The organism is Streptomyces sp. NPDC048392 (assembly GCF_043200575.1).
Classification (GTDB): Bacteria; Actinomycetota; Actinomycetes; order Streptomycetales; family Streptomycetaceae; genus Streptomyces.
In genome coordinates this window covers 80847-102736 of sequence record NZ_JBICYB010000019.1, presented here as the reverse complement: position 1 = coordinate 102736, position 21890 = coordinate 80847, and the positions used below count along the sequence as shown (strand labels likewise).

Here is a 21890-nt window from a genome sequence, read left to right as displayed (position 1 = left end):
GTCAGGGACGAGGTCACGGAGCCCACGGAGCACACCGGATTCCGGAGCACGGGCGAGGAGGGCGAGCCGCGGGGACCGGTGCCGACCCGCGCCGTGCCCGACGCTTCGTAACCCGGCTTCCGTACCCGGGCGCGGACCCGGGCGCGGACCCGGCACCGTCCGGCCCGCACCCTCGTGCGCCAGGTGGCCCATCCGGCCGGGCGCCCGTGCAGGACTCGGCGTGGTCGTACGTCTGAGCCCACCGCGCCTGGGTACTCTCCGCCGCATGGCGGTGGACAGAAGGACCGAGCCGCCGCGCCGGACGCCGGCTCGGCAGCGAACGAATCGTACGCTGGGGCGGGCGCTGGTGCGGTGGGCCACGACGACCGATCACAAGGTGATCGGTCATCTCTACTTGGCGACGTCGTTCGGCTTCTTCCTCTTCGGTGGCGTCCTCGCCATGCTGATGCGCAGTGAACTCGCCCGTCCCGGCCTGCAGTTGTTCAGCAATCAGCAGTACAACCAGCTGTTCACCGTGCACGGCACGATCATGATGCTGCTGTTCGCGACCCCGCTGTTCGCCGGGTTCACCAACGCCATCATGCCGCTGCAGATCGGCGCCCCCGACCTGGCGTTCCCCCGCCTCAACGCGCTCTCGTACTGGATGTACCTGTTCGGCGGTCTGATGGTGGTGGCGGGCTTCCTGACGCCCGGGGGAGCGGCCTCGTTCGGCTGGTTCGCCTACGCACCGCTGAACAGTGCGACGTTCAGCCCGGGCCCGGGCGGCGACCTGTGGACGATGGGCCTGGTGGTGAGCGGCGTGTCGACCACGCTCAGCGCCGTCAACTTCATCACCACCATCCTGTGCCTGCGCGCCCCCGGTATGACCATGTTCCGGATGCCGATCTTCACCTGGAACATCCTGTTCACGTCGATCCTGGTGCTGCCCGCCTTCCCCGTGCTCACCGCCGCGCTGCTGGCGCTGGAGGCCGACCGGAAGTTCGGCGCGCACATCTTCGACGCGGCGAACGGCGGGGCGCTGCTGTGGCAGCACCTGTTCTGGTTCTTCGGCCATCCCGAGGTGTACATCGTCGCGTTGCCGTTCTTCGGCATCGTCACCGAGATCATCCCGGTCTTCAGCCGCAAGCCGGTCTTCGGCTACGTCAGCCTGGTCGGCGCCACCATCGCCATCACCATGCTCTCCGCGGTGGTGTGGGCCCACCACATGTTCGCCACGGGCGCCGTACTGCTCCCCTTCTTCTCCCTCATGTCCTTCCTCATCGCCGTGCCGACCGGAGTGAAGTTCTTCAACTGGATCGGCACGATGATGCACGGCTCGCTGTCCTTCGAGACGCCCATGCTGTGGTCGTGCGGCTTCCTGGTCACGTTCCTGCTGGGCGGCATGAGCGGCGTCCTCATCGCGTCACCGCCCCTGGACTTCCATCTGACGGACTCGTACTTCATCGTCGCCCATCTGCACTACGTGCTGTTCGGCACGGTGGTGTTCGCGATGTTCGCCGGCTTCTACTTCTGGTGGCCGAAGTTCACCGGCAAACTGCTCGACGAGCGCATCGGGAAGATCCACTTCTGGACGCTCTTCGTCGGCTTCCAGACCACGTTCCTCGTCCAGCACTGGCTCGGCGAGCAGGGCATGCCGCGCCGCTACGCGGACTACCTGGCCGCGGACGGCTTCACCACGCTGAACACCATCAGCTCCATCGGAGCCTTCCTCCTCGGCCTGTCCACGCTGCCCTTCCTCTACAACGTGTGGCGCACCCACCAGTACGGCGAGAAGGTCGAGCAGGACGACCCCTGGGGCTACGGCCGTTCCCTCGAATGGGCCACCAGCAGCCCGCCGCCGCGCCACAACTTCACGTCGCTGCCCCGGATCCGCTCCGAGTCCCCGGCGTTCGACCTGCACCATCCCGACGTCAGCCAACACGATCAGAGGCACGTGCAGTGAGGACAGAATCCCGTCTGTTCACCGGTGTGTCGGTCTTCTTCGGCGCCGAAGCGGTCCTCTACGGCTGGTGGTCCGGTGAGCCCGCCGGCACCGCCGCCCTCACCATCGCCTTCCTCATGGCCGCGCTCGTCGCGTTCTTCCTGCGCGTGCAGTACCGCAAGCGCGGACTGCGGGCGCAGGACCGCGGCGACGGTGAGATCGTCGACACCGCGGGTCCGCTCGACTTCTTCCCGCCGCACAGCCCGTGGCCGATCACGATCGCGCTGGCCGCCGTGGTCCTCGCGTTCGGCATCGTCTTCGGCCTGTGGCTGGCACTGATCGGCTTCGGCCTGCTCGCCATGGGCGTCTGCGGCCTGGTCTTCCAGTACGCCGGCCGGGGCGTTCAGCGCTCCGGCTCGCCCGAGTAGGCCTCCCGCTCCGGCTCGCCCGAGTAGGCCTCCGGGTCCGACGCCGCCGGCACCGCTTCCGGCGCCGGCTGCTCCCGCTGGTGCTCCGGCTCCCGCCCGGTCTCCTCGACATCGACCCGGTCGCCGTAGTACCACTCGCTCAGCGTCGCCCGCAGCCGCCCCACGTGCGGTGCGGCGTCCTCCTCCCCGGACGGCGCGAGCGGCTCGGGCTCCCTGCGGGCCCGCAGCACATGACGCTCCTCGGGGTCGAGGGGCCCATGGCTCTCGGCGTAACCGCCCGCGAGGGTCTGGCGCACGTCGCCCGTCTCCTCACCCTCGGTCAGGCGCTCGCGGTCGCGCTCCTGCAGCGCCAGGCAGATGCGCTTGGTCGCGGCGAAGGCGAGCGGCGGCGCCACCACCAGGGAGATCCGGAACATCCACGTGAGCAGGTTCAGTGAGATGTGGAAGGTGTGGGCGAGGATGTCGTTGCCGCCCGCCAGGAGCAGCACCCCGTAGAACCAGATCGCGGCGACGCCCAGCCCGGTCCGCACGGGCTTGTCCCTCGGCCGGTCGCACAGGTGGTGCTCCTCGTGGTCGCCCGTCACCCACCGCTCGAAGAACGGGTAGGCGTACAGCACCGCGAACAGGGCGGCCGGCAGCAGGACCGCGGGCACCAGCACGTTCCACATGACGGTGTGGCCCGCCACCGCCGTCTCGAACGGGGGCATCAGCCGCAGCGAACCCTCCAGGAAACCGACGTACCAGTCCGGCTGCGAGCCCGTGGACACGATGTCGGGGCGGTAAGGACCGTAGGCCCAGACCGGGTTGATCTGCGCCACCGCCGCCAGCACCGCCAGGACGCCGAAGACCATGAAGAACAGGCCCGTGGAGTTCGTCATGAACTGCGGGAACAGCGGCTTGCCCACCGCGTTGCGGTTGGTGCGGCCGCGGCCCGCCCACTGGGTGTGCTTCAGGTAGAACACCAGGATCAGATGGAGCGTGACCAGCGCGAGCAGCAGCCCGGGGAGCAGCAGGATGTGCAGCGAGTACAGCCGCGGGACGATGTCGTGGCCGGGATACTGGCCCCCGAACACGAACATGCTGATGTACGTCCCCACGACCGGGATCGACAGCATGATGCCCTGCGCGATGCGCAGCCCCGTGCCGGACAGCAGGTCGTCCGGGAGCGAGTAGCCGGCGAAGCCCTCGGCGAGCGCCAGCGCGAACAGCGTGACGCCGATCAGCCAGTTGACCTCACGCGGTCGGCGGAACGCCCCGGTGAAGAAGACCCGCAGCAGATGCACCCCGATGGCCGAAAGGAACACCAGGGAGGCCCAGTGGTGCACCTGCCGGATCATCAGTCCGCCGCGCACGTCGAAACTGATGTCCAGCGTCGACCGGTAGGCCTCCGACATGCTCACGCCCAACAGCGGCTCGTAGGAACCGTTGTAGACGACCTCGGTCATCGAGGGTTCGAAGAACAGCGTCAGCCAGACACCGGTCAGCAGCAGCACGACGAAGCTGTACAGGGCGATCTCGCCCAGCAGGAACGACCAGTGCTCGGGGAAGGCCTTGCGCAGCAGCCCCCCGCCCTCCGAGACGGGAAGCCGCCCGTCGGCCCAGTTGACGGTGCGTTCGGCCGCGTAGCGGGCCCGCGCACCGGCGCGGGCCCTTCTCCTCTGCAACAGCACGGCGCATGGGTTCCCCGCCGTCCGTGCCGGAAACTACGCCCCGGCCGGGAACGGTCACCCTTCGGCCCGCACTGCCGGCGCGGGTGCCGTGCGGCGGCGGGGCGGGCGGACATCCCGCGCGGGTCAGCGTCCGCCCGGGCCACCGCTGCCGAAGGAGCCGCTGCTGCCCTCGTCCCAGCGGGGCCGGTCCTGCTCGGAGGCGGTGCGGCTGCTCTGGTGCCCGAGCTCGTGCGGCAGCGTACGGTCGTCGCTCTTCGGCATCTCGTCGGGCTCCCGGCGCTCTCGCGTCTCGTGGACGGGCCCCTCGTCGGGCATCCGGGGCTGCTCCTCGGGCCGCGGCGGCGGCGGCTCACGGCGCTTCTGCCGACTGCCGAAGGCGAAGGCGCCGATCAGCACGGCCACCACCACGACGGCCGCCAGGATCAGCCAGATGGCGGGCGCGCCGGAGCCCGCTGCCAAGTCCATCGATGCGTTGGTCATGGAGCGCGGGTACCCCCGGCCCGCGTCGCCAACCAGCTCAGGCCGACCGCGACGCCCGCGTCCGCGAACGGTTCGCCTTCCTGATCGCCGCGAGCAGCTCCGCCTTCGACATCTTCGAACGGCCCTCGACGTCCAGACGCCGGGCGATCCCGTACAGGTGCTCCTTCGACGCCTTCTCGTCGACACCCTCGCCGCTGCGGCCGCCCCGTCCGCGGGGCCGCCCGGACCGGGGGTCGGAGGGGCCCTTGCGGCCGCCCTCCTTGCGCTCCCAGTGATCGCCGACCTTCTCGTACTTGTGCTTGAGCGCCCCGTACGCCACCCGGTGGGCCCGCTCGCCCTCGCCGTACTCCTCCACGGCCGAGTCATGGGCCTTGACCCAGGTGCGCCGGGCCTCCTGCGGGGAGCGCTCCAGAGTCGACGGCAGTTCCTGTCGTCCCGGCATGTCCGTGCACCTCCGTGCGTCTTCGGTGTCGTCGTCCCCACCGGCTGCGGGGTCGTGCACGGGTGCCCGGCGGCGCACCCTGAAAACGGCCCGGCACCCTTGGAAACAGGGGCCCGGCGGTTTGGTGCCGTCTCCAGCGGCAACCCGCGCGGTGTGACATCGACGACGACTTCCCAGCAGGAACTCTTCCGCTTCCTGGAAGACCGCTTCGCATGCGCGCAGGCGTGTACCGAGTGCGCCAGGGCGTGCGCGCTGCGGGCGAGCCTCGTGGACCCCGACGGGACCGAGAACCAGGAACTCGTACGGCGCAGGGGCATCATGTGCGCGGAGGTCTGCGACGCGACCTGCCGGGTGCTGTCCGAACAGAACCAGGTGGACGAGGGCGCCATCCGCGCCCAGCTGGAGTGGTGCTGTCAGGTGTGTCTGGAGAGCGCGCACGTCTTCGACACGCACCCCGGAGCCGAGGAGAGCGCGCAGGCGTGCCGCGACTGCGCCCGGGCCTGCGGAGAGTTCCTCGCCACCTTGCGCTGAGCCCCTGGGAGCGTGCCGCGCGCCGCGTTAGCCTGCCCGTATGGAGGCGAAGGAGACAGGCGGCGATCCGGGGCTGTTCGGTCAGAATTCCGTGACCTGGCAGGCGCACGGCGACCCGATGATGTGGGTGGCCGGTATCCGCGCCCTCTACCTCCAGGCCCTGCACCCGCGCGCCGTGCGCGGAGTGATGCAGAACAGCGACTTCCGGCGCGACGCCTGGGGCCGGCTGATGCGCACCGCGAGCTTCGTCGGCACCACGACGTACGGCACCACCGAGGCCGCCGAGCGGGCCGGTGCCCGGGTCCGGAAGATCCACCGCGTACTCGGGGCGACGGACCCGGACACCGGGGAGCGCTACGGCGTCGACGAACCCGCGCTGCTGCTGTGGGTCCACTGCGCCGAGATCGACTCCTACCTGCACGTCCTGCGCCGCTCCGGATTCCCGCTCACCGACGCCCACGCCGACCGCTACCTCGCCGAACACCGGCACAGCGCCCGCCTCGTCGGTCTCGACGCCGCCCGCGTACCCGCGAACCGGGCCGAACTGGCCGCCTACTTCGCGCGGGTACGGCCCGAACTGGCCGCGGGGGACGAAGCGCACGAGGTGGACGACTTCCTGCTCCGCCCGCCCACGCACCCCCTGCTGGTCCCGGCACGCGAGCTGCTGTGGCGGCGGGTCGCGCGACTGGCGTACGACTCACTACCGCCGTACGCGCACCAGCTGTACGGCAGACCGGCGCCCGCACCCGCCACCGTCACCCGCAGGCTGCGAGTCACGGGCACCCTGCTGCGCGCGATTCCCGCACGTCTGCGCTGGCAGCTGCCGCCCAAACACATCCTGCGCGCCACGGCGCGGCTCGGGCCGGCCGCGCGCCCGGCGCCGTACAGACTCGCACGGCCGGCCGCCATACCGGACCGGCCAGGGGAGGGCCGGGTGGACTGAACCACGGGGGCGGGCGAGGTCATGGGGGACAGCACAGTGATCCAGGGCCGATACCGGCTGCTCGACCGATCGGGCGCGGCGGCATGGCGAGGTCTGGCGGGCGAAGGACGAGTCACTGGGCCGTCGCGTCGCCGTCGAGTGCCTCGAACCACCGGGCATGCGGCACGACCACTCCTTCACCCGCGTCCTGCGGGAGAGGGTCCGGCGCGAGGCACGGGTGGCCGCCGCGCTCCGGCACCGAGGGGTGACCGTCGTGCACGGCTTCGGCGAGGGGGACGGCATGCTCTTCCTGGTCATGGAGCTGCCGGAGAGACACGACCTGAGCCGGCCCCTGGCGGACGACGAACACCGTCCGCTGCCGGTGTCGGCGTCGTCGGCATCCGAAGACGACGCCTGGGCGATCCTCGCCGGCCACCGCGGCACCGAGCCCGAACGGCCCCGCGACCACCGCGCCGAACTGCCCGGATACCCGGACCGGATCATCCTCGACCTGCTGGCCGAACGGCCCGAGCAGCGCCGGCACGCTGACCGGGAGACCGACGCGGGACACCCGCGGCGGCTGCGGACGGCGCCCGGCGGCGGGCTGGCCGGGCCCGATGGGACCGTGTTACCAAGAGCCATGACGACCCCGCCCGGCACCCTGCGCACCTACGACGCCGTCATCGTCGGCGGCGGCCACAACGGACTGGTCGCCGCCGCCTACCTGGCCCGGGCCGGCCGCTCCGTGCTGGTGCTGGAACGGCTGGACCACACCGGCGGAGCGGCCGTGTCCACGCGACCGTTCGCCGGGGTCGACGCACGACTGTCGCGCTACTCGTACCTGGTCAGCCTGCTGCCCAGGAAGATCGTGCGGGATCTCGGTCTCGACTTCCGGGTGCGCGCCCGCTCCGTCTCGTCGTACACGCCCGCCGAGCGTGACGGGCGGCCCACCGGGCTCCTCGTCGGCGGGGGCGAGCGGCGCACGCGCGAGTCGTTCGCCCGGCTCACCGGTTCGGAGCGGGAGTACGCGGCCTGGCAGCGGTTCTACGCCATGACCGGCCACGTGGCCCAGCGGGTCTTCCCGACCCTCACCGAGCCGCTGCCCACCCGGGACGAGCTGCGCCGCAGGGTCGACGACGAAGCGGCCTGGCGGGCCCTGTTCGAGGAACCGGTCGGCGTGGCGATCGAGGAGCACTTCGCCGACGACCTGGTACGCGGCGTGGCCCTCACCGACGCGCTGATCGGCACCTTCGCCGACGCACACGACCCCTCCCTGGCCCAGAACCGCTGTTTCCTCTACCACGTGATCGGCGGCGGCACCGGCGCCTGGGACGTGCCGGTCGGCGGCATGGGCGCCCTCACCGACGCGCTGGCCGACGCGGCACGCGCCGCGGGCGCGGTGCTCGCCACCGGACACGAGGCGGTGCGTATCGACGCGGACGGGCGAACGGCCGAGGTCGTCCACCGCTCGGCCGAGGGCGAGGGCGTCGCCGCCGCACGCCACGTCCTGGTCAACGCCTCCCCGCGCGAACTGGCCGCGCTCACCGGGCAGGCACCGCTCCCGTCCGCGGAGGGCGCCCAGCTCAAGGTGAACATGCTGCTGACCCGGCTCCCGCGGCTGCGCGACCCCGAGGCCGACCCGCGCGAGGCCTTCGCCGGCACCTTCCACGTCGCCGAGGGCTACGAGCAACTGGCCGCCGCGCACGCCCGGGCGGCCGCCGGTGAACTGCCCGCCGCACCGCCCTCCGAGATCTACTGCCACTCGCTGACCGACCCCACCATCCTCGGCCCCGACCCGGCCGCGAGAGGCATGCACACCCTCACCCTGTTCGGCCTGCACACGCCGGCCCGCCTCTTCGCCCGCGACAACGACGCCGTACGCGAGGAACTGCTGAAGTCGACCCTCGCCCAGCTCGACGCCCACCTGGCCGAACCGCTCGCGGACTGCCTGGCGACCGATGCCGAGGGGCGGCCCTGCATCGAGGCCAGGTCGCCGCCAGACCTGGAACGCGATCTGCGCCTGCCCGGCGGGAACATCTTCCACCGCGAGCTGTCCTGGCCCCACGCCCAGGAGGGCACCGGCCGCTGGGGGGTGGAGACCGGCCGGGCGAACGTCCTGCTGTGCGGCGCGGGCGCCGTGCGCGGGGGAGGGGTGAGCGGTGTGCCGGGGCACAACGCCGCGATGGCGGTCCTCGAACGGGCGGGACACTGACCGACGCATGTGTCCGACGGGGCTGGGTACCGCGACATAACGGAAATTACGCACACGAGACCAGCACGACAAGGAGCCCGTCATGGCGGACCTCAGCCCCATCGACCTGCAGAAGGCCCTCAACGGCATGGACTACCCGGCGGACAGGAAGTCGCTCGTCGACTGCGCTCGCAAGAACGAGGCCGACGACAAGGTCGTGAGCCGCCTCGACGGACTGAAGGAGAACAGCTTCGACGGTCCGAACGAGGTGCAGAAGGCCGTCTTCAACGGCTAGCTAGCGGACACGCGTCGTCCCCACCTCACAGGTCGATACACTTAGTCGGCCGACGCCGACCACCCCACCGTCTCGACGCGCGCCGCGTCCGCCGGGCGCGCGTCCTGGAACAGGACGTCACCGCCCGCCTCCGCGCGCAGCCCGTCGACGTACGCCCCGCGGCCCACGTACAGCCGGTCGGTCGTGTACCGCCAGCGCAGCGTGAGCCCGCGCGCGGCCGGAAGGCCGGCCGTCAGCCGGTGCCAGACGCGCCCCGACCAGCCGGTGGCCGAGCCCGCCGGATGCTGCCGGGGCGCCTCGCCGCGCCGCGTCGTGGTGAACGGCACGGGCTGCCAGGCGGCGCCGCCGTCGGCCGTGGCCTCCAGGACAAGGGCGTCCGACCCGGGTTCCGTGTCCCACCACAGCGCGCAGCTCAGCCGCGCCCGGCCGGCCGAGGTGTCCAGCACGGGCAGCGTGAGCGTCGCCGTGGCGGAACTCGCCGTGCCCGAGAACCACGCGGTGCGCCCGTGCGCGGGCCGGACCGGCACGGCCCGCGCCAGGTTGGTGCCGGCCGCCACCCGTGGAGCCGATCCGGAGCGCCAACTACGCACCGGATGCACGGAGTTGCCGAGAACGACGAGAAACGAGTCGGTCGTCGGGTCGAGCACCAGCGAGGTGCCCGTGAAACCGGTGTGCCCGGCCGTGCGCGGCGTCGCCATCGCGCCCATGTACCAGTGCTGGTACAGCTCGAAGCCCAGGCCGTGCTCGTCGCCCGGGAAGCCGGTGTTGAAGTCGGTGAACATCAGCTCCACCGACTCCGGCCGCAGGATGCGCGCCCGGCCGTAGGAGCCGCCGTTGAGCAGCGTGCGGCCGAGTACCGCGAGGTCCCACGCGCGGGAGAACACCCCCGCGTGACCGGCGACGCCGCCGAGGCTGAAGGCGTTCTCGTCGTGCACCTCGCCCCACACCAGCCCGCGGTCCAGGCCGGACCAGGGCTGCCGGGCGTCCTCGGTGGCCGCGATCCCGGGCCGCCAGGAGGCGGGCGGGTTGTAACGCGTGCGGTCGAGTCCGAGCGGTTCGGTGATCTCCTCGCGCAGCAGGACATCCAGGGAGCGGCCCGTGACCTCCTGGAGCACCAGCTGGAGGGAGATCATGTTCAGGTCCGAGTACAGGTACGCGCTGCCGGGCGGGCTCACCGGCGTCTCGTCGTACACGAGCTGGACCTTCTCCTCGTAGGTGGGCGCGCCGTACAGCGGGATCCACGCCCGGAAGCCCGAGGTGTGGGTGAGGAGCTGACGGATGGTCACCTCCCGCTTGCCCGCCCGGCCGAAGTCCGGCAGATACGAGGCCACCGGCGCCTCCAGCTCCAGCGCACCCCGTTCCAGCCGCTGCACGGCGAGGATCGAGGTGAACAGCTTGGAGATCGACGCGAGGTCGAACACCGTGTCCTCGGCCATCGGGATCTGCTCCCCCGCCGGGAACTCGACCCCGGTGCCGGTCGCCTCGTCGTAGGCCCGGTAGCGCACCGCCATGCCGATCGGCTCGTGCAGCGCCACCGTGCCGCCCCGGCCGGCGAGCAGCACGGCGCCCGCGTACCACGGGTGCCGGGGGGACGGGGCGAGGAACGCCTCGGCGTCGGTGACGAGCTGCCGCAGATGACCCGACAGCAGCCCGGCGCGCTCGGCGGAGCCGTGCCGCAGTGTGGGACGGCCGCCCCCGCCGGGGACGGCCTCGGCCGGTCCGGCCGCGAACGGGGTGATGGCCAGGGCGCCGCCCAGGGTCAGGACGCCGGCGCCCAGTTGACGCCGTGTGAATCCGTTCGTCGCCTGTCCGGCCATCGACGAGCCTCCCGCCACCGAAGCTGGAAGTTTCTTTCCCGGATCGCCGTGCGGAGTGAAACTTTCCTGTCGGCGACGGGTGGTGTCAATGGGGCGTACGGAACGGACACGAGGAGTCGGCGGCCCGGGCGCACACGGCTTAACCCGCCCCCGCGACCGGCCGAGGATCATGTCATGACGCCCGGACACGGCAGCACGGTCGACGGGGTGCTGCGGCGCAGCGCCCGACGCACTCCGGCACGGGTCGCGGTCGAGTACCGCGACCGCACCTGGACGTACGAGGAACTCGACACCGCGGTCTCCCGCGCGGCGAGCGTCCTGCTGGACGAGGGTCTTTCCCCCGGCGACCGGGTCGGCGCCTACGGCCACAACTCAGACGCCTACCTGATCGCGTTCCTGGCCTGCGCCCGCGCGGGCCTGGTGCACGTCCCGGTCAACCAGAACCTCACCGGCGACGACCTCGCCCACATCGCCCGCCAGTCCGGCAGCACCCTCGTCCTCACCGACCCCGGCCTCGCCGCCCGGCTGCCCGACGGGACCCGCACCCTGCCCCTGCGCGACGCCGGCGACTCGCTCCTCACCCGCCTCACGGCGGCGCCCGCGTACGACGGCCCCGAACCGGACGCCGAGGACCTGGTGCAGCTCCTGTACACCTCCGGCACCACCGCACTGCCCAAGGGCGCGATGATGACCCACCGGGCGCTGGTGCACGCGTACCTGAGCGCCATCACCGCGCTCGGCCTCGGCGCCGGCGACCGCCCCGCGCACGCCCTCCCGCTCTACCACTCGGCGCAGACGCACGTCTTCCTGCTGCCCTACCTCGCGGTCGGCGCGACCAACATCATCCTGGACGCACCGGACGGCGACCGGCTCTTCGACCTGATCGAAGCGGGCCGCGTGGACAGCCTGTTCGCACCGCCGACCGTGTGGATCGGCCTCGCGAACCGCGCCGACTTCGCCACCCGCGACCTCGGCGGCCTGCGCAAGGCCTACTACGGCGCGTCGATCATGCCCGTCCCCGTCCTGGAGCGGCTGCGCGAACGCCTCCCGCACCTCGCCTTCCACAACTGCTTCGGCCAGAGCGAGATCGGCCCCCTCGCCACGGTCCTGGGCCCGGACGAGCACGAGGGCCGGATGGACTCCTGCGGTCGCCCCGTCCTGTTCGTCGAGGCGCGCGTGGTCGACGAGGACGGAAAGGACGTGCCCGACGGCACCCCCGGCGAAATCGTCTACCGCTCCCCGCAGCTGTGCGAGGGCTACTGGGACAGGCCCGAGGAGACCGAGGCCGCCTTCCGAGACGGCTGGTTCCACTCCGGCGACCTCGCGGTGCGGGACGCGCAGGGCTACTACACGATCGTCGACCGCGTGAAGGACGTCATCAACTCCGGTGGCGTGCTGATCGCCTCCCGCCAGGTCGAGGAGGCCCTCTACACGCACCACGCCGTCGCCGAGGCAGCGGTCATCGGCCTGCCCGACGAGCGGTGGATCGAGGCCGTCACGGCCGTCGTCGTCCCGCGCGGGGAAGTCACCGAGGACGAACTGATCGCCCACGCCCGCGAGAGACTCACCGCCTTCAAGGCACCCAAACAGGTCCGGTTCGTGGACGCCCTGCCGCGCAACGCCAGCGGGAAGATCCTCAAGCGGGAGCTGCGGGACCGCTTCGCCGGTTCCTGACGCGGCAACCGCGTTGCGCGACACAGCGGCGGCCGGTGAGGACCGGGCGTCATGCAGACCTTCACCGCGTACGACGGCACCCGCCTCGCCCACCACGTCCGGGGCGAGGGCGACCCGCTCGTCGTCCTGCCGGGCGGGCCCATGCGCGCCTCCGCCTACCTCGGCGGCCTCGGCGGCCTCGCCGACCATCGCCGGCTGATCCTCCTCGACCTGCGCGGCACCGGCGAGTCCGCCGCACCCGAGGAGTCGGCGACCTACCGCTGCGACCGGCTCGTGGACGACGTAAGGCACTCCGCGAGCACCTCGGCCTCGAGCGGATGGACATCCTCGCGCACTCGGCCGGGGGCAGCCTCGCGATGCTGTACGCGGCCCGCCACCCGGCGCGCGTGGCCAGGCTCGTCCTGGTCGCCGCCACTCCCTGGGCGCTGGACATGCCGGCGACGGCCGAGGAGCGGTTCCGGGCGGCGCTCCTGCGCACGGACGAGCCCTGGTTCGAGGAGGCCATCGGGCCCTTCCGGGCCTGGCCGGCCGGAACCGGCGCATTCGACCCCGTGTTCCTCCCCTTCTTCCACGGCCGCTGGGACGACGCCGCCAGGAACCACGTGGCCCGCGGCGAGAAGGAGTCCAACGACGCGGCAGGCGACGTCTACCTGTCCCCGGACGCCTTCGACCCGCCCGCCGCCCGCGCCGCCCTCGCCCGCTGCCCCGCCCGGGTCCTCGTCCTCGCCGGTGAGCGCGACGGCGGCCCCAGCCCGGAGCTCGCACGCCGCTGCGCCGACGTCTTCCCGCACGCCGAGGCAGCCGTCCAGCCGGGTGCCGGGCACTGTCCCTGGCTCGACGACCCGCGGTGGTTCTCCCACCGGGTCGCCGCGTTCCTCGAACAGAACTGATCTCCGCCGGATCCGTTCCGTATCGTTCCGAAAGGCACCCCTCGCATGGCCTGTCGGCCATCCGACCCGGTCGCTAGGCTGGCCGCGGACGACGACATCGGGAGGAGCACGGACGTGGCCGAGAGCACCACCCAACAGCGCCCGCTCAGGGGCTGGGACAAGCCGGAGCTGGATCTCAGCAACGCGCAGTGGCAGTCCAGCAGCCGGGGCCTGGGGGATGTCCAGATCGCCTTTGTCGAGGGGTTCATCGCCATGCGGAACAGCGGCAGCCCGGAGAGCCCCTCGCTGATCTTCACCCCGGCGGAATGGGGCGCGTTCGTGTCGGGAGCGCGGGAAGGGGAGTTCGACCTCACGTAGGACGCCGGGCGGGGTGAGCCGACCGGCCGAACCGGGGTGTTTCGTCCGTCACCGGGGGGAAGTCCGTACTCCGGAGGTGAGGACCCATGAGCACCCTGCCGGTCATCGCGGCGGTCGACGGTTCGGCGGACGGCCTGCGCGCCCTGGACTGGGCGCTCGATGCCGCCCACCGGCGCGAGGCACCCCTGCGGGTGGTGCACGTGCGCCAGTACGCCGCATGGTCCCAGGCCGACGTCCTGGTCGCGGGCCCGCCCGACACCGCCGAGGATCCCGCGCTGGAGCAGGCCCGCGCGCACCTCCAGGGGCGGGCCTTCGCGGTGGCGACGGAGTACGTCGGCATGGAGGGCGTACCGGGCGCCCTGCTGCCGGAACTGGGCGCCGACGCCCAGTTGCTGGTGCTCGGCTCCCGGGGCCGGGGCGGCTTCACGGGGCTGCTGCTCGGCTCCAACGGCATGGCCGCCGCCCGCGACGCCCAGTGCCCCGTCGTGGTCGTGCCCCGTCCCGGACGCGAGGTCCACGGCGAGGCACCGGCCGAACCCGGCCCCAGAGTGGTGGTCGGCCTGCACGTGGACAGTCCCGACGAGGCCACGCTGTCCTTCGCCTTCACCGAGGCCGAGCTGCGCGGCGCCCGCCTCCAGGTGGTCGCCGCCTACCCGTGGCCGGTGCAGACCTGGGCCGCCGCCGGGCAGCTGATGCCCCCGGTGATCGACGAGGTCGCCGTCGAGAGCGAGACGCGGGTCCTGGCCGACGGTCTCCTCGCCCCCTACCGCGCACGCCACCCCGATGTCCGGGCCGACTCCCATGCCGTCCCCGGCGACGCCGCCGGGAACCTGGTCGCTTCCTCCAGGGACGCCGACCTGGTCGTCGTCGGCCGCCACCGCAGGCGCCTTTTGGCCCCCGCCCGCATGATGGGCTCGGTCACCCACGCCGTCCTGCTCCACGCGGCGTCCCCCATCGCGGTGATCCCGCCCGCCCCGCCGCAGGAGTGACACCCGGGAGGCGAGTGGCCCGGTGCGGGGCCGTGGTCCGCCCCGGCAGCGGCTGCGGGCCTGCCACGCCCCCCGCCGCGTGCGCTACTTCCTCAAGGAGCACCCGCGTCAGGAATGGTGCGGACCCTCCTGCGGCGACCGGGCCCGGGTGGCCCGCCACCAGGAGCGGCACAGGCGGACCGGGTAGTCCGGCCGGGCGCCCGCCCGCACGCCGCTCGACGGCCCCGGGCACGTACCATGGCGGCATGTCGTTCCTCCGCCGCCGCAGCGCCACGCCCGCCGGGCCCGACTTCGACGTACTGGCCATGGACCCGGGCGACTGGCCCGGCAATCTGGGCGCCGGCCTGCTGCCCGCGCCCGACGGCAGCTGCCAGGGCGTCTTCCTGCGCTACGACCTGTTCGGCGGCCGCGGTCCCGCGATGATCATCGGCAATCTCCCGGACGGCTCCCCGGCCCGCGAGGTCCCCGAGGGGGAGATCCCCTTCGAGGTGGCCCAGCTGCTGCTCGCCCTGGGAAACGACGAGGAGATCACGGTCGTCGGCGCCGAGGACGTCCCGGTGATGCAGGGCGACAACCTGCTCGTCGTGCGCCGCCTCAAGCTCTCCGAGAGCCGCATCTCCTGCGTGCAGTTCGACCGCAGCGACGGCGTCCTGGTGACCATCGCCGCCTGGGACCGCCCCATCACCGACGACCTGTACGCCCTGCTGAAGCCGCTCCCGGCGGAGCTTTTCCAGCAGGGCTGAGACCAGGCCGCCGACTCCCGGCCGCTAACGGGCGGTCGCGACCGTCACGTCGGCGGCGCGCACGTACGCGACCCGGTGGCCGTACTGGATCTCGTAGTACTGGTCCTCGCCGGTCACCACCCGGTGGGACGCCTCGCCGAACGTGACCGCGTAGTAGTACTCGCCCGGCACCTTCTCACCGACCACGTACTTCTGGCCCTTCGGCAGCCGGTACGGCAGCGGTGACACGGCCTGGGCGGGCACGTCCGCCGGGTAGGCGGCCTTCTCCGGGTACGCGCGCCCGTACACCGGGACGCTCTCCAGGCCCTCCCGCGGAGTGATCACCCGGCCCGACGCGGGCACCGCCGCGGGGCTCCTGCGCGGGTTGTGGAACCAGGCCTTCTGGCCCAGGTACCAGATCGCCGTCCACTCGCCCCACCGGCCGGCCACCGCGTACTGCTGGCCCGTGGAGACCCGCGAGGACAGGTCGTTCACCCCGGTCGTGGGGGTGGTGCCGAGGCCGATGTCCTTGATCAGGGGCGCCTTCACGTCGTGGTCGGAGTACAGCCGCACCTCGCCGGAGCCGTGCGAGGCGCAGGGCTCGCCCGCCGTCTCGCAGCCGGTGTACTCGGGGCGGTTGGCGGCGTAGTCGGGCCGGATCGTCACCAGGGAGGACCTCCTGCCGGCGGTCGGCTCGACGGGGCGGCCGAGCAGCTGGAAGTAGTGCCGCCAGTCCCAGTAAGGGCCCGGGTCGGTGTGCATGCCCGGAATCGTCGCCGTGGTGGTGCCGGGAACGTTGTCGTGGCCGAGGACGTGCTGCCGGTCCAGCGGAATGCCGTACTTCCCGGCCAGGTACTTCACCAGCCGCGCCGACGAGCGGTACATCGCCTCCGTGTACCAGGCGTCCGGCTCCGCCAGGAAGCCCTCGTGCTCCAGGCCGATCGACTTGGCGTTGACGTACCAGTTGCCGGCGTGCCAGGCGACGTCCTTCGCCTTCACGTGCTGCGCGATGTGGCCGTCGGTGGAGCGCAGCGTGTAGTTCCAGGACACGTAGGTGGGGTCCTGGACCATGTTGAGGACCCCGTTCCAGGTGCCCTCCGTGTCGTGCACGACGATGTACCGGATGCGCTGGGTGCCGGGCCGGCCGCCCAGGTCGTGATTGCCGTAGTCGCCGTCGCCGAACTCCTCGTACGGCGCCGGGACCCACTCGCAGGACACCGACTTCGGGCACTCCGTGCCGGCGGCCCTCGCGGCCCGCAGACGCGCGCCGTCCAGCTGGGTCACGTCGGGAGTCGCGCCGGGGCGGGCGGCCAGGGCGACCCGCTGGCCGGCGTCCGTGGTCCGCCGCTCGCCCGCGCGGATCACCTCGTACACGTCGTCCGCGTACGCCGCCGCCGTCGCGGAGTCCTCCGCGCCCGAGAAGCGGGCCACCGCCGCGTACCAGTCCGCCGGGTCGGAACTGAGCGGCTCGCCCAGTTCGCGCTGGGCGGCGGCGAGCAGCGCGGCACCGCCGGACACGTTCGCGGCCGGGTCCGTGCGCAGCGCCTCGGGGCTGAGCCCGGTCAGCTCGGCGGCCTTCGGCAGCGTGGTCAGCCGGGCCGGCAGTTCGGCGGGTGGCGAGTCGTCTCCGCCCGTCGGGTGCAGCGGGGCGCGGGCGTCGTCGCCGCGCGGGTCCTCGGAGCCCTCACCGTGGTGCGACGCCCCGGCCAGTGCCGTGCGGGCGTCGGTGAGGTGCAGCGGCCCGTAGCCGCCGGTGACGCTCGGTGCGCCGCCGTGCGCGTCCCAACGGGACTGCAGGTAGGAGACGCCGAGCAGAACGCTCTGCGGCACGTGGTACTCGGCCGCCGCGGCGGCGAACGCCCGCTGGAGGCGGTCCGGGGCGGGCGGCGCGTCCACGGGCACGGCGGCGGACGGTGCGGCGCCGAGCAACGGCAGCAGCAGTGCCGCGGTGGCCAGGGCGGGCACGACGGGGGATCCTCGCAAAGCGGCCTCCTGTGACGGTCGGGCGGGACGGGGTGTGGCGGGGCGTGCGGGGCCGGGCGTGGGTCAGTGGTACCCGGCGGTCCGACGATCCGTCAATCATGCCGTCACCGTGGCGATTTCCCACGTCAGCAGGGGGTTCGGCGAGTTTCGTGGCGGCGGCCCACGGGCCTGCGGGGCGTCAGTGGCGTACACCAATGAGCCCCGCGCACACCCGGTCCGGCGGAAGCACGAAAAACCGCGGTGCGCCCCCTGAGGGACACACCGCGGACCCCTGCCCTCCGGTCAGCGGGTGCCGACCGCCGCCCGTACGGCCCGCCGGGCCATCTGGCAGTCGTCGTGCAGCCGGCGCAGCAGCAGCCGCTGTTCCTCGCCGCTCGGCGCGGCACCCGGATGGGCCGGTGCCGCGACCGGGTCGTGCATCGAACGCTGCACGGCCGTCTCGTACGTACGGATCTCCCTGGTCAGTACGAGCATCAGGTTCACCAGGAACGCGTCGCGCGCCGCCGTGCCCGCCGACTGGGCGAGCTGGCTGATCTGACGGCGGGCCACCGGGGCGTCGCCGAGGACGGCCCACAGCGTCGCCAGGTCGTAGCCCGGCAGGTACCAGCCCGCGTGCTCCCAGTCCACGAGCACCGGACCGGCCGGGGACATGAGGATGTTGGACAGCAGTGCGTCACCGTGACAGAACTGGCCCATGCCCTGGCGTCCGCCCGCGTGGGCGATGCCGTGCAGCAGCTTCTGCAGGTCGCCCAGGTCCCGGTCGGTGAGCAGACCCAGTTCGTGGTAGCGGGCGATCCGGGCCGCGTAGTCCAGCGGGGCGTCGAAGGTACCGGCCGGCGGCCGCCAGGCGTTCAGCCGGCAGACCGCGCCGAGCGCTGCCCTGATGTCCGCCCGCGGCGGGGCCTCCAGAGGGTGCCGCTGCAGCGCCGCCACCCGCCCCGGCATCCGCTCGATCACCAGCGTGCCGTTGTCCGGGTCCGCCGCGATCAGTCTCGGCACCCGCACCGGAGGGCGCTGCCGGACGAACGAGCGGTACGCCCCTATCTCGTGCCGGCTGCGCTCCGCCCAGGCGGGGGAGTGGTCCACTAAACACTTGGCCACCGCCGTGCTGCGACCGGTCGTACCGACCAGGAGCACGGACCGCCCGCTGCGGCGCAGCACCTGCACGGGGGAGAACTCCGGGCAGATCCGGTGCACGGCGGCGATCGCCGTGCGCAGTTGGGCCCCCTGGGGGCCGGACAGGTCGATTCTCCCGCTGAGCGGCTGTGTGCCGGGCCCCGCGCCGAGCCGCGCCCTGCCGGTCCCGAGCACCGGGGCCGCCGGACGCGCGGGGGCGAGATAGGGGCCGCCGCCCGCCGCCGGGCGGGGGTGCAGCGAGCGCTGTGGGGCGGACACGGAGGACGATGCTGCGTACATGGGCGAGACAGATCCCTTCGTGTGCCTGCTGTGCCTGTCTGAAGAGCGGCGCCGGTCCGGTCCGTTCCCGTACCGGGGCGCGCCTTCCGAAAGCCGTCGCGCCGCCCGACCGGCCGACTGGGGCCACCCTGGGGAGTACCCCCGCGGCGACCGGGTCGGGGAGGCGCATTCCTACCTGACACCCGGCCGCCCGTGGCACACCATCTGGCGCACCCTGGCGAACGGTGGCGAATAGTCGCCCGGCAACCTGCACGGGGCTACTGTCAACTCAGCCGAGAACCTGGGGGCTTGACGTGAGCGGAGAAGCCAACACCCGTCTGTCGGACCTGTTCGGCCTGGCCGGCTGGTCCAAGGGCGAACTCGCGAGGCTGGTCAACCGGCAGGCGGCGGCCATGGGCCACCCCCAGCTGGCGACCGACACCTCGCGGGTGCGGCGGTGGATCGACATGGGAGAGATCCCGCGTGATCCCGTGCCGCGGGTACTGGCGGCTCTGTTCACCGAGCGTCTCGGCCGTGTCGTGACCATCGAGGACCTCGGTCTGGTCCGGCACGGGCGTGCGGGGAAACGGCCACACGACGGGAGCGCAGAGCATCCCGACGGCGTGCCGTGGGCGCCCGAGCGGACCGCGGCGGTCCTCACCGAATTCACGGGAATGGACCTCATGCTCAACCGACGCGGCTTGGTGGGCGCGGGCGCCGCGCTCGCCGCGGGCTCCGCACTCAGCAGCGCCATGCACGACTGGCTGCACACCGACCCGGCCCTGGCGGCCGAAGCCCCCGACCCCCATCGATCCCTGCACGCCGACCCCGCCGGGTTCGACCGTTACGAGGCCGCCCCCATCGGGTCGCAGGAAGTGGAGGAACTGGAGCGCTCGGTCGAGGTGTTCCGCGCCTGGGACGCCGCCCGTGGCGGCGGACTCCAGCGCAAGGCCGTGGTGGGCCAGCTCAACGAGGTGGGCGGCATGCTCGCCTACCACCACCCACCCCATCTCCAGCGGCGCCTGTGGGGCGTCGCCGCCAACCTCGCCGTCCTCGCGGGCTGGATGTCGCACGACGTCGGTCTGGAACCCACGGCCCAGAAGTACTTCGTCATCGCCGCGCACGCCGCACGCGAGGGCGGCGACCGGCCCCGGGCGGGCGAGGCGCTCTCCAGGGCGGCCCGGCAGATGGTGCACCTGGGCCGTCCCGACGAGGCGCTGGACCTCATGAAGCTCGCCCAGTCCGGCTCCGGTGAGCAGGTACTGCCGCGCACCAAGGCCATGCTGTACACCATCGAGGCCTGGGCGCAGGCCGCCATGGGCAAGGGCCAGGCGATGCGCCGCACTCTGGGACGGGCCGAGGACCTCTTCGTCTCCGACAAGGCGGACGTGCCGGCCCCGGACTGGATGCAGACGTTCAAGGAGGAGGACCTGTACGGCATGCAGGCCTTGGCCTACCGGACGCTCGCCGAGTTCGAGCCGGGGGCCGCCGCACACGCGCGGCACTACGCGGACAAGGCCCTCGCCCTCAGGATCGACGGCCGGCAGCGGTCGAAGATCTTCGACTACCTGTCGATGGCCTCCGCCTGCTTCATCGCCGACGACCCCGAACAGGCCGACCGGTACGCGCGTCTGGCCCTGGTGTCGATGGGGTCCAACTCCTCCCAGCGGACCTGGGACCGGCTGCGCCAGATGTACCGGCTCACCGCCGAGTACGCCGGCTACCCGAAGATCCAGGAGCTGCGCGAGGAGATCAGACTGGCGCTGCCGAAGGGCAGGTCACCCAGGGGAAAGGGGACGGGCGGCAGCGTCGCGCCGGCCTAGGGGGTCACCCGGGCCACCAGCAAGCAGACGTCCTCGCGACCCGGCGACCCACCGAGTTCTCGCGTCACGGTCCGTACGCCCTCCTGTGCCGAGCGCGCCCCGGTCAGTCGGGGGGCCAGCGACAGGAGGTGTTCCACGGCCGTCGGCCCGAGGGCGTCGGTGTGCAGGAGCAGCAGGTCGCCGGCTTCGAGGGTCGCCTCGGACCGGCCGGACAGCGCACGCCCCGTTCCGCCGCGGAACAGCAGCGGGACGGGGCCCGCGGCATGGGCGCACGTCAGGGTCCGGGTGCGCGGCCGGTAGCCGCAGTACACGGCGTCGCGCATCGGCGGCAGGGCGGTGGCCTCCAGTAACGCGGCGAGCCGGTCGCCCAGTTGTGCGGGCCGGGTGCCCGCCAGCGCCAGTCCGCGCAGGGCGCCGACCAGTATCGCCGGGACGTGCGCCTCGGTCTCCGGGGGAGCGAAGTCGCCGACGGTGAGCAGGGTTTCGCCGTCGCCGCCGAGCGGACACGCGTCGTACCAGCGGCCGTGCCGGGAGCGAAGGCCCGGCGCGGGTGTCGACGGGAGGTGTGCGGCCGCCAGTTCCAGGCCGGGCCGCCCCTCGTCCGGGAACCGCAGGAGACCGTGCCAGGGAGGCGGCGGATGGTGCCGGAGCGAGTCCCGGGTCTCGCTCACCGCCCGCTGACTGCGGCGCAGCTCGCTCACGTCCCGCACCACCGCCCACATCGAGGCGGTGCTGCCGTCGGCGTCGAGCACCGGCTCGCCCATCATGTGCACGGTGCGTACGGTCCCGTCGGGGCGTACGACGCGGAACTCGCCGTCGATGGGCCGGCCGTCGACGAGACAGTCCGTGACCATCGCGGTCAGTTTCGGGCGGTCCTCGGCGAGCACCAGGGAGGGAAGTTCGTCGAGGCTGAGCGGGACGGACGCGGGATCACGGCCCAGGACGCGGAAGAGTTCCGCCGACCACTCGGCCTCGTCCGTCAACAGGTTCCACTCCGCGCTGCCGACCCGGCTGAGCAGTGAACCGGCGCGTGGCTCGGGTGCCGGGCCGTCCCTCAGCTGCGCCAAGTGTGTGTCCAGGTCGGTGAGTTGATGCAGCGCCAGGTCGTACAGGGCGCGCTGCCAGCGTCCCCGGGAGTCGCTCGCGTCGCCCTGGCTGTCCCGTCGCACCGCGTCCACGTCGCCCCGCAGCCGCCGCGCCTGCGATATGAGGGCCTCCACCGAGCCGTGCCCCGGTGGCTGGGCGGCCGGGTGGTCCGCGGAGAGATGGGACGACATGACGCACTCCGATGTGCTGACGGTACGACCAAGGCGGGACCGAGGGTGGCGGAAGGACCGCTACGACTGTTGCACAGCCCGCC

18 protein-coding genes and 2 pseudogenes are annotated in these 21890 nt (G+C 72.7%); 13 read left to right on the top strand and 7 right to left on the bottom strand.

Annotated features, from left to right (window positions below):
* The first annotated feature begins 220 nt into the window (after positions 1-220).
* Both ctaD and ACGFYH_RS24155 read left to right on the top strand, forming a co-directional pair.
* A complete protein-coding gene (gene ctaD, locus ACGFYH_RS24160) occupies positions 221-1942 on the top strand; it encodes a cytochrome c oxidase subunit I (protein ID WP_393805236.1) in 1722 nt (573 codons plus the stop codon).
* Complete coding sequence (locus ACGFYH_RS24155; protein ID WP_393805235.1) at positions 1939-2349, top strand: cytochrome c oxidase subunit 4; 411 nt, start codon at positions 1939-1941, stop codon at positions 2347-2349. Before ctaD ends, ACGFYH_RS24155 begins: the two co-directional genes overlap by 4 nt.
* On the opposite strand, the gene ACGFYH_RS24150 is transcribed toward ACGFYH_RS24155, so the two are convergent.
* From ACGFYH_RS24150 to ACGFYH_RS24140, 3 genes are all read right to left on the bottom strand, one after another.
* Entirely contained in the window at positions 2325-4019 is a 1695-nt protein-coding gene (locus ACGFYH_RS24150) for a cytochrome bc complex cytochrome b subunit (RefSeq protein WP_393805234.1), read from the bottom strand. The genes ACGFYH_RS24155 and ACGFYH_RS24150 overlap by 25 nt on opposite strands.
* A gap of 123 nt (positions 4020-4142) precedes the next feature.
* On the bottom strand, positions 4143-4499 hold the full coding sequence (locus ACGFYH_RS24145; protein WP_393805233.1) for a DUF6479 family protein: 357 nt from the start codon (positions 4497-4499) through the stop codon (positions 4143-4145).
* A gap of 37 nt (positions 4500-4536) precedes the next feature.
* A complete protein-coding gene (locus ACGFYH_RS24140) occupies positions 4537-4941 on the bottom strand; it encodes a ChaB family protein (RefSeq protein ID WP_393805232.1) in 405 nt (134 codons plus the stop codon).
* A gap of 153 nt (positions 4942-5094) precedes the next feature.
* Between ACGFYH_RS24140 and ACGFYH_RS24135 the strand changes: the two genes are divergently transcribed.
* The 4 genes from ACGFYH_RS24135 (at position 5095) to ACGFYH_RS24120 (ending at position 8880) form a co-directional block, all read left to right on the top strand.
* Positions 5095-5472: a four-helix bundle copper-binding protein gene (locus ACGFYH_RS24135; RefSeq protein ID WP_393805231.1), complete on the top strand. Its 378-nt coding sequence runs from the start codon at positions 5095-5097 to the stop codon at positions 5470-5472.
* Between the two features lie 40 nt (positions 5473-5512).
* On the top strand, positions 5513-6415 hold the full coding sequence (locus tag ACGFYH_RS24130; RefSeq protein WP_393805230.1) for an oxygenase MpaB family protein: 903 nt from the start codon (positions 5513-5515) through the stop codon (positions 6413-6415).
* Between the two features lie 619 nt (positions 6416-7034).
* Positions 7035-8606, top strand: a complete 1572-nt coding sequence (locus ACGFYH_RS24125; RefSeq protein ID WP_393805268.1) for a phytoene desaturase family protein — start codon at positions 7035-7037, stop codon at positions 8604-8606.
* An 82-nt stretch (positions 8607-8688) separates the two neighbouring features.
* On the top strand, positions 8689-8880 hold the full coding sequence (locus tag ACGFYH_RS24120) for a DUF2795 domain-containing protein (protein ID WP_393805229.1): 192 nt from the start codon (positions 8689-8691) through the stop codon (positions 8878-8880).
* 41 nt (positions 8881-8921) lie between these two features.
* On the opposite strand, the gene ACGFYH_RS24115 is transcribed toward ACGFYH_RS24120, so the two are convergent.
* Entirely contained in the window at positions 8922-10697 is a 1776-nt protein-coding gene (locus ACGFYH_RS24115; protein ID WP_393805228.1) for a serine hydrolase, read from the bottom strand.
* Positions 10698-10871: 174 nt separating this feature from the next.
* Here ACGFYH_RS24115 and ACGFYH_RS24110 point away from each other — a divergent pair, with 174 nt between their 5' ends.
* The 6 genes and pseudogenes from ACGFYH_RS24110 (at position 10872) to ACGFYH_RS24085 (ending at position 15350) form a co-directional block, all read left to right on the top strand.
* Positions 10872-12371, top strand: coding sequence for an acyl-CoA synthetase (locus tag ACGFYH_RS24110; RefSeq protein ID WP_393805227.1), 1500 nt, complete (start codon positions 10872-10874; stop codon positions 12369-12371).
* 51 nt (positions 12372-12422) lie between these two features.
* Positions 12423-13261 (top strand): annotated as a pseudogene (locus ACGFYH_RS24105) (alpha/beta fold hydrolase).
* A gap of 114 nt (positions 13262-13375) precedes the next feature.
* Positions 13376-13618 (top strand): DUF397 domain-containing protein, encoded by a 243-nt coding sequence (locus ACGFYH_RS24100; RefSeq protein ID WP_030403841.1) that lies wholly within the window; start codon positions 13376-13378, stop codon positions 13616-13618.
* 86 nt (positions 13619-13704) lie between these two features.
* The gene (locus ACGFYH_RS24095; protein WP_393805226.1) at positions 13705-14607 is read left to right on the top strand and encodes a universal stress protein; all 903 of its coding nucleotides are present in this window, start codon (positions 13705-13707) and stop codon (positions 14605-14607) included.
* Positions 14608-14641: 34 nt separating this feature from the next.
* Positions 14642-14794 (top strand): annotated as a pseudogene (locus ACGFYH_RS24090) (CGNR zinc finger domain-containing protein); the annotation flags it as partial.
* Between the two features lie 58 nt (positions 14795-14852).
* Positions 14853-15350 (top strand): hypothetical protein, encoded by a 498-nt coding sequence (locus tag ACGFYH_RS24085; RefSeq protein WP_393805225.1) that lies wholly within the window; start codon positions 14853-14855, stop codon positions 15348-15350.
* A 24-nt stretch (positions 15351-15374) separates the two neighbouring features.
* Here the strand turns inward: ACGFYH_RS24085 and ACGFYH_RS24080 are convergent, their stop codons facing one another.
* Entirely contained in the window at positions 15375-17312 is a 1938-nt protein-coding gene (locus ACGFYH_RS24080) for an N-acetylmuramoyl-L-alanine amidase (RefSeq protein WP_393805224.1), read from the bottom strand.
* 282 nt (positions 17313-17594) lie between these two features.
* Positions 17595-18728 carry an aminoglycoside phosphotransferase family protein gene (locus ACGFYH_RS24075; protein WP_393805223.1) on the bottom strand — a complete coding sequence of 378 codons (1134 nt, stop codon included), beginning with the start codon at positions 18726-18728 and terminating at the stop codon, positions 17595-17597.
* 293 nt (positions 18729-19021) lie between these two features.
* Here ACGFYH_RS24075 and ACGFYH_RS24070 point away from each other — a divergent pair, with 293 nt between their 5' ends.
* Positions 19022-20530 carry a hypothetical protein gene (locus ACGFYH_RS24070; protein ID WP_393805222.1) on the top strand — a complete coding sequence of 503 codons (1509 nt, stop codon included), beginning with the start codon at positions 19022-19024 and terminating at the stop codon, positions 20528-20530.
* On the opposite strand, the gene ACGFYH_RS24065 is transcribed toward ACGFYH_RS24070, so the two are convergent.
* Entirely contained in the window at positions 20527-21807 is a 1281-nt protein-coding gene (locus ACGFYH_RS24065) for a PAS domain-containing protein (protein WP_393805221.1), read from the bottom strand. The two genes, ACGFYH_RS24070 and ACGFYH_RS24065, sit on opposite strands and share 4 nt — an antisense overlap.
* Between the last annotated feature and the right edge of the window lie 83 nt (positions 21808-21890).

What these genes read in the sequence shown, in the direction of transcription:
- ACGFYH_RS24145 (WP_393805233.1), bottom strand. Translation starts at nt 4,499, where the DNA reads ATGACCAACGCATCGATGGACTTGGCAGCGGGCTCCGGCGCGCCCGCC.
- ACGFYH_RS24140 (WP_393805232.1), bottom strand. Translation starts at nt 4,941, where the DNA reads ATGCCGGGACGACAGGAACTGCCGTCGACTCTGGAGCGCTCCCCGCAG.
- ACGFYH_RS24130 (WP_393805230.1), top strand. Translation starts at nt 5,513, where the DNA reads ATGGAGGCGAAGGAGACAGGCGGCGATCCGGGGCTGTTCGGTCAGAAT.
- ACGFYH_RS24125 (WP_393805268.1), top strand. Translation starts at nt 7,035, where the DNA reads ATGACGACCCCGCCCGGCACCCTGCGCACCTACGACGCCGTCATCGTC.
- ACGFYH_RS24120 (WP_393805229.1), top strand. Translation starts at nt 8,689, where the DNA reads ATGGCGGACCTCAGCCCCATCGACCTGCAGAAGGCCCTCAACGGCATG.
- ACGFYH_RS24115 (WP_393805228.1), bottom strand. Translation starts at nt 10,697, where the DNA reads ATGGCCGGACAGGCGACGAACGGATTCACACGGCGTCAACTGGGCGCC.
- ACGFYH_RS24110 (WP_393805227.1), top strand. Translation starts at nt 10,872, where the DNA reads ATGACGCCCGGACACGGCAGCACGGTCGACGGGGTGCTGCGGCGCAGC.
- ACGFYH_RS24095 (WP_393805226.1), top strand. Translation starts at nt 13,705, where the DNA reads ATGAGCACCCTGCCGGTCATCGCGGCGGTCGACGGTTCGGCGGACGGC.
- ACGFYH_RS24085 (WP_393805225.1), top strand. Translation starts at nt 14,853, where the DNA reads ATGTCGTTCCTCCGCCGCCGCAGCGCCACGCCCGCCGGGCCCGACTTC.
- ACGFYH_RS24075 (WP_393805223.1), bottom strand. Translation starts at nt 18,728, where the DNA reads ATGTACGCAGCATCGTCCTCCGTGTCCGCCCCACAGCGCTCGCTGCAC.
- ACGFYH_RS24065 (WP_393805221.1), bottom strand. Translation starts at nt 21,807, where the DNA reads ATGTCGTCCCATCTCTCCGCGGACCACCCGGCCGCCCAGCCACCGGGG.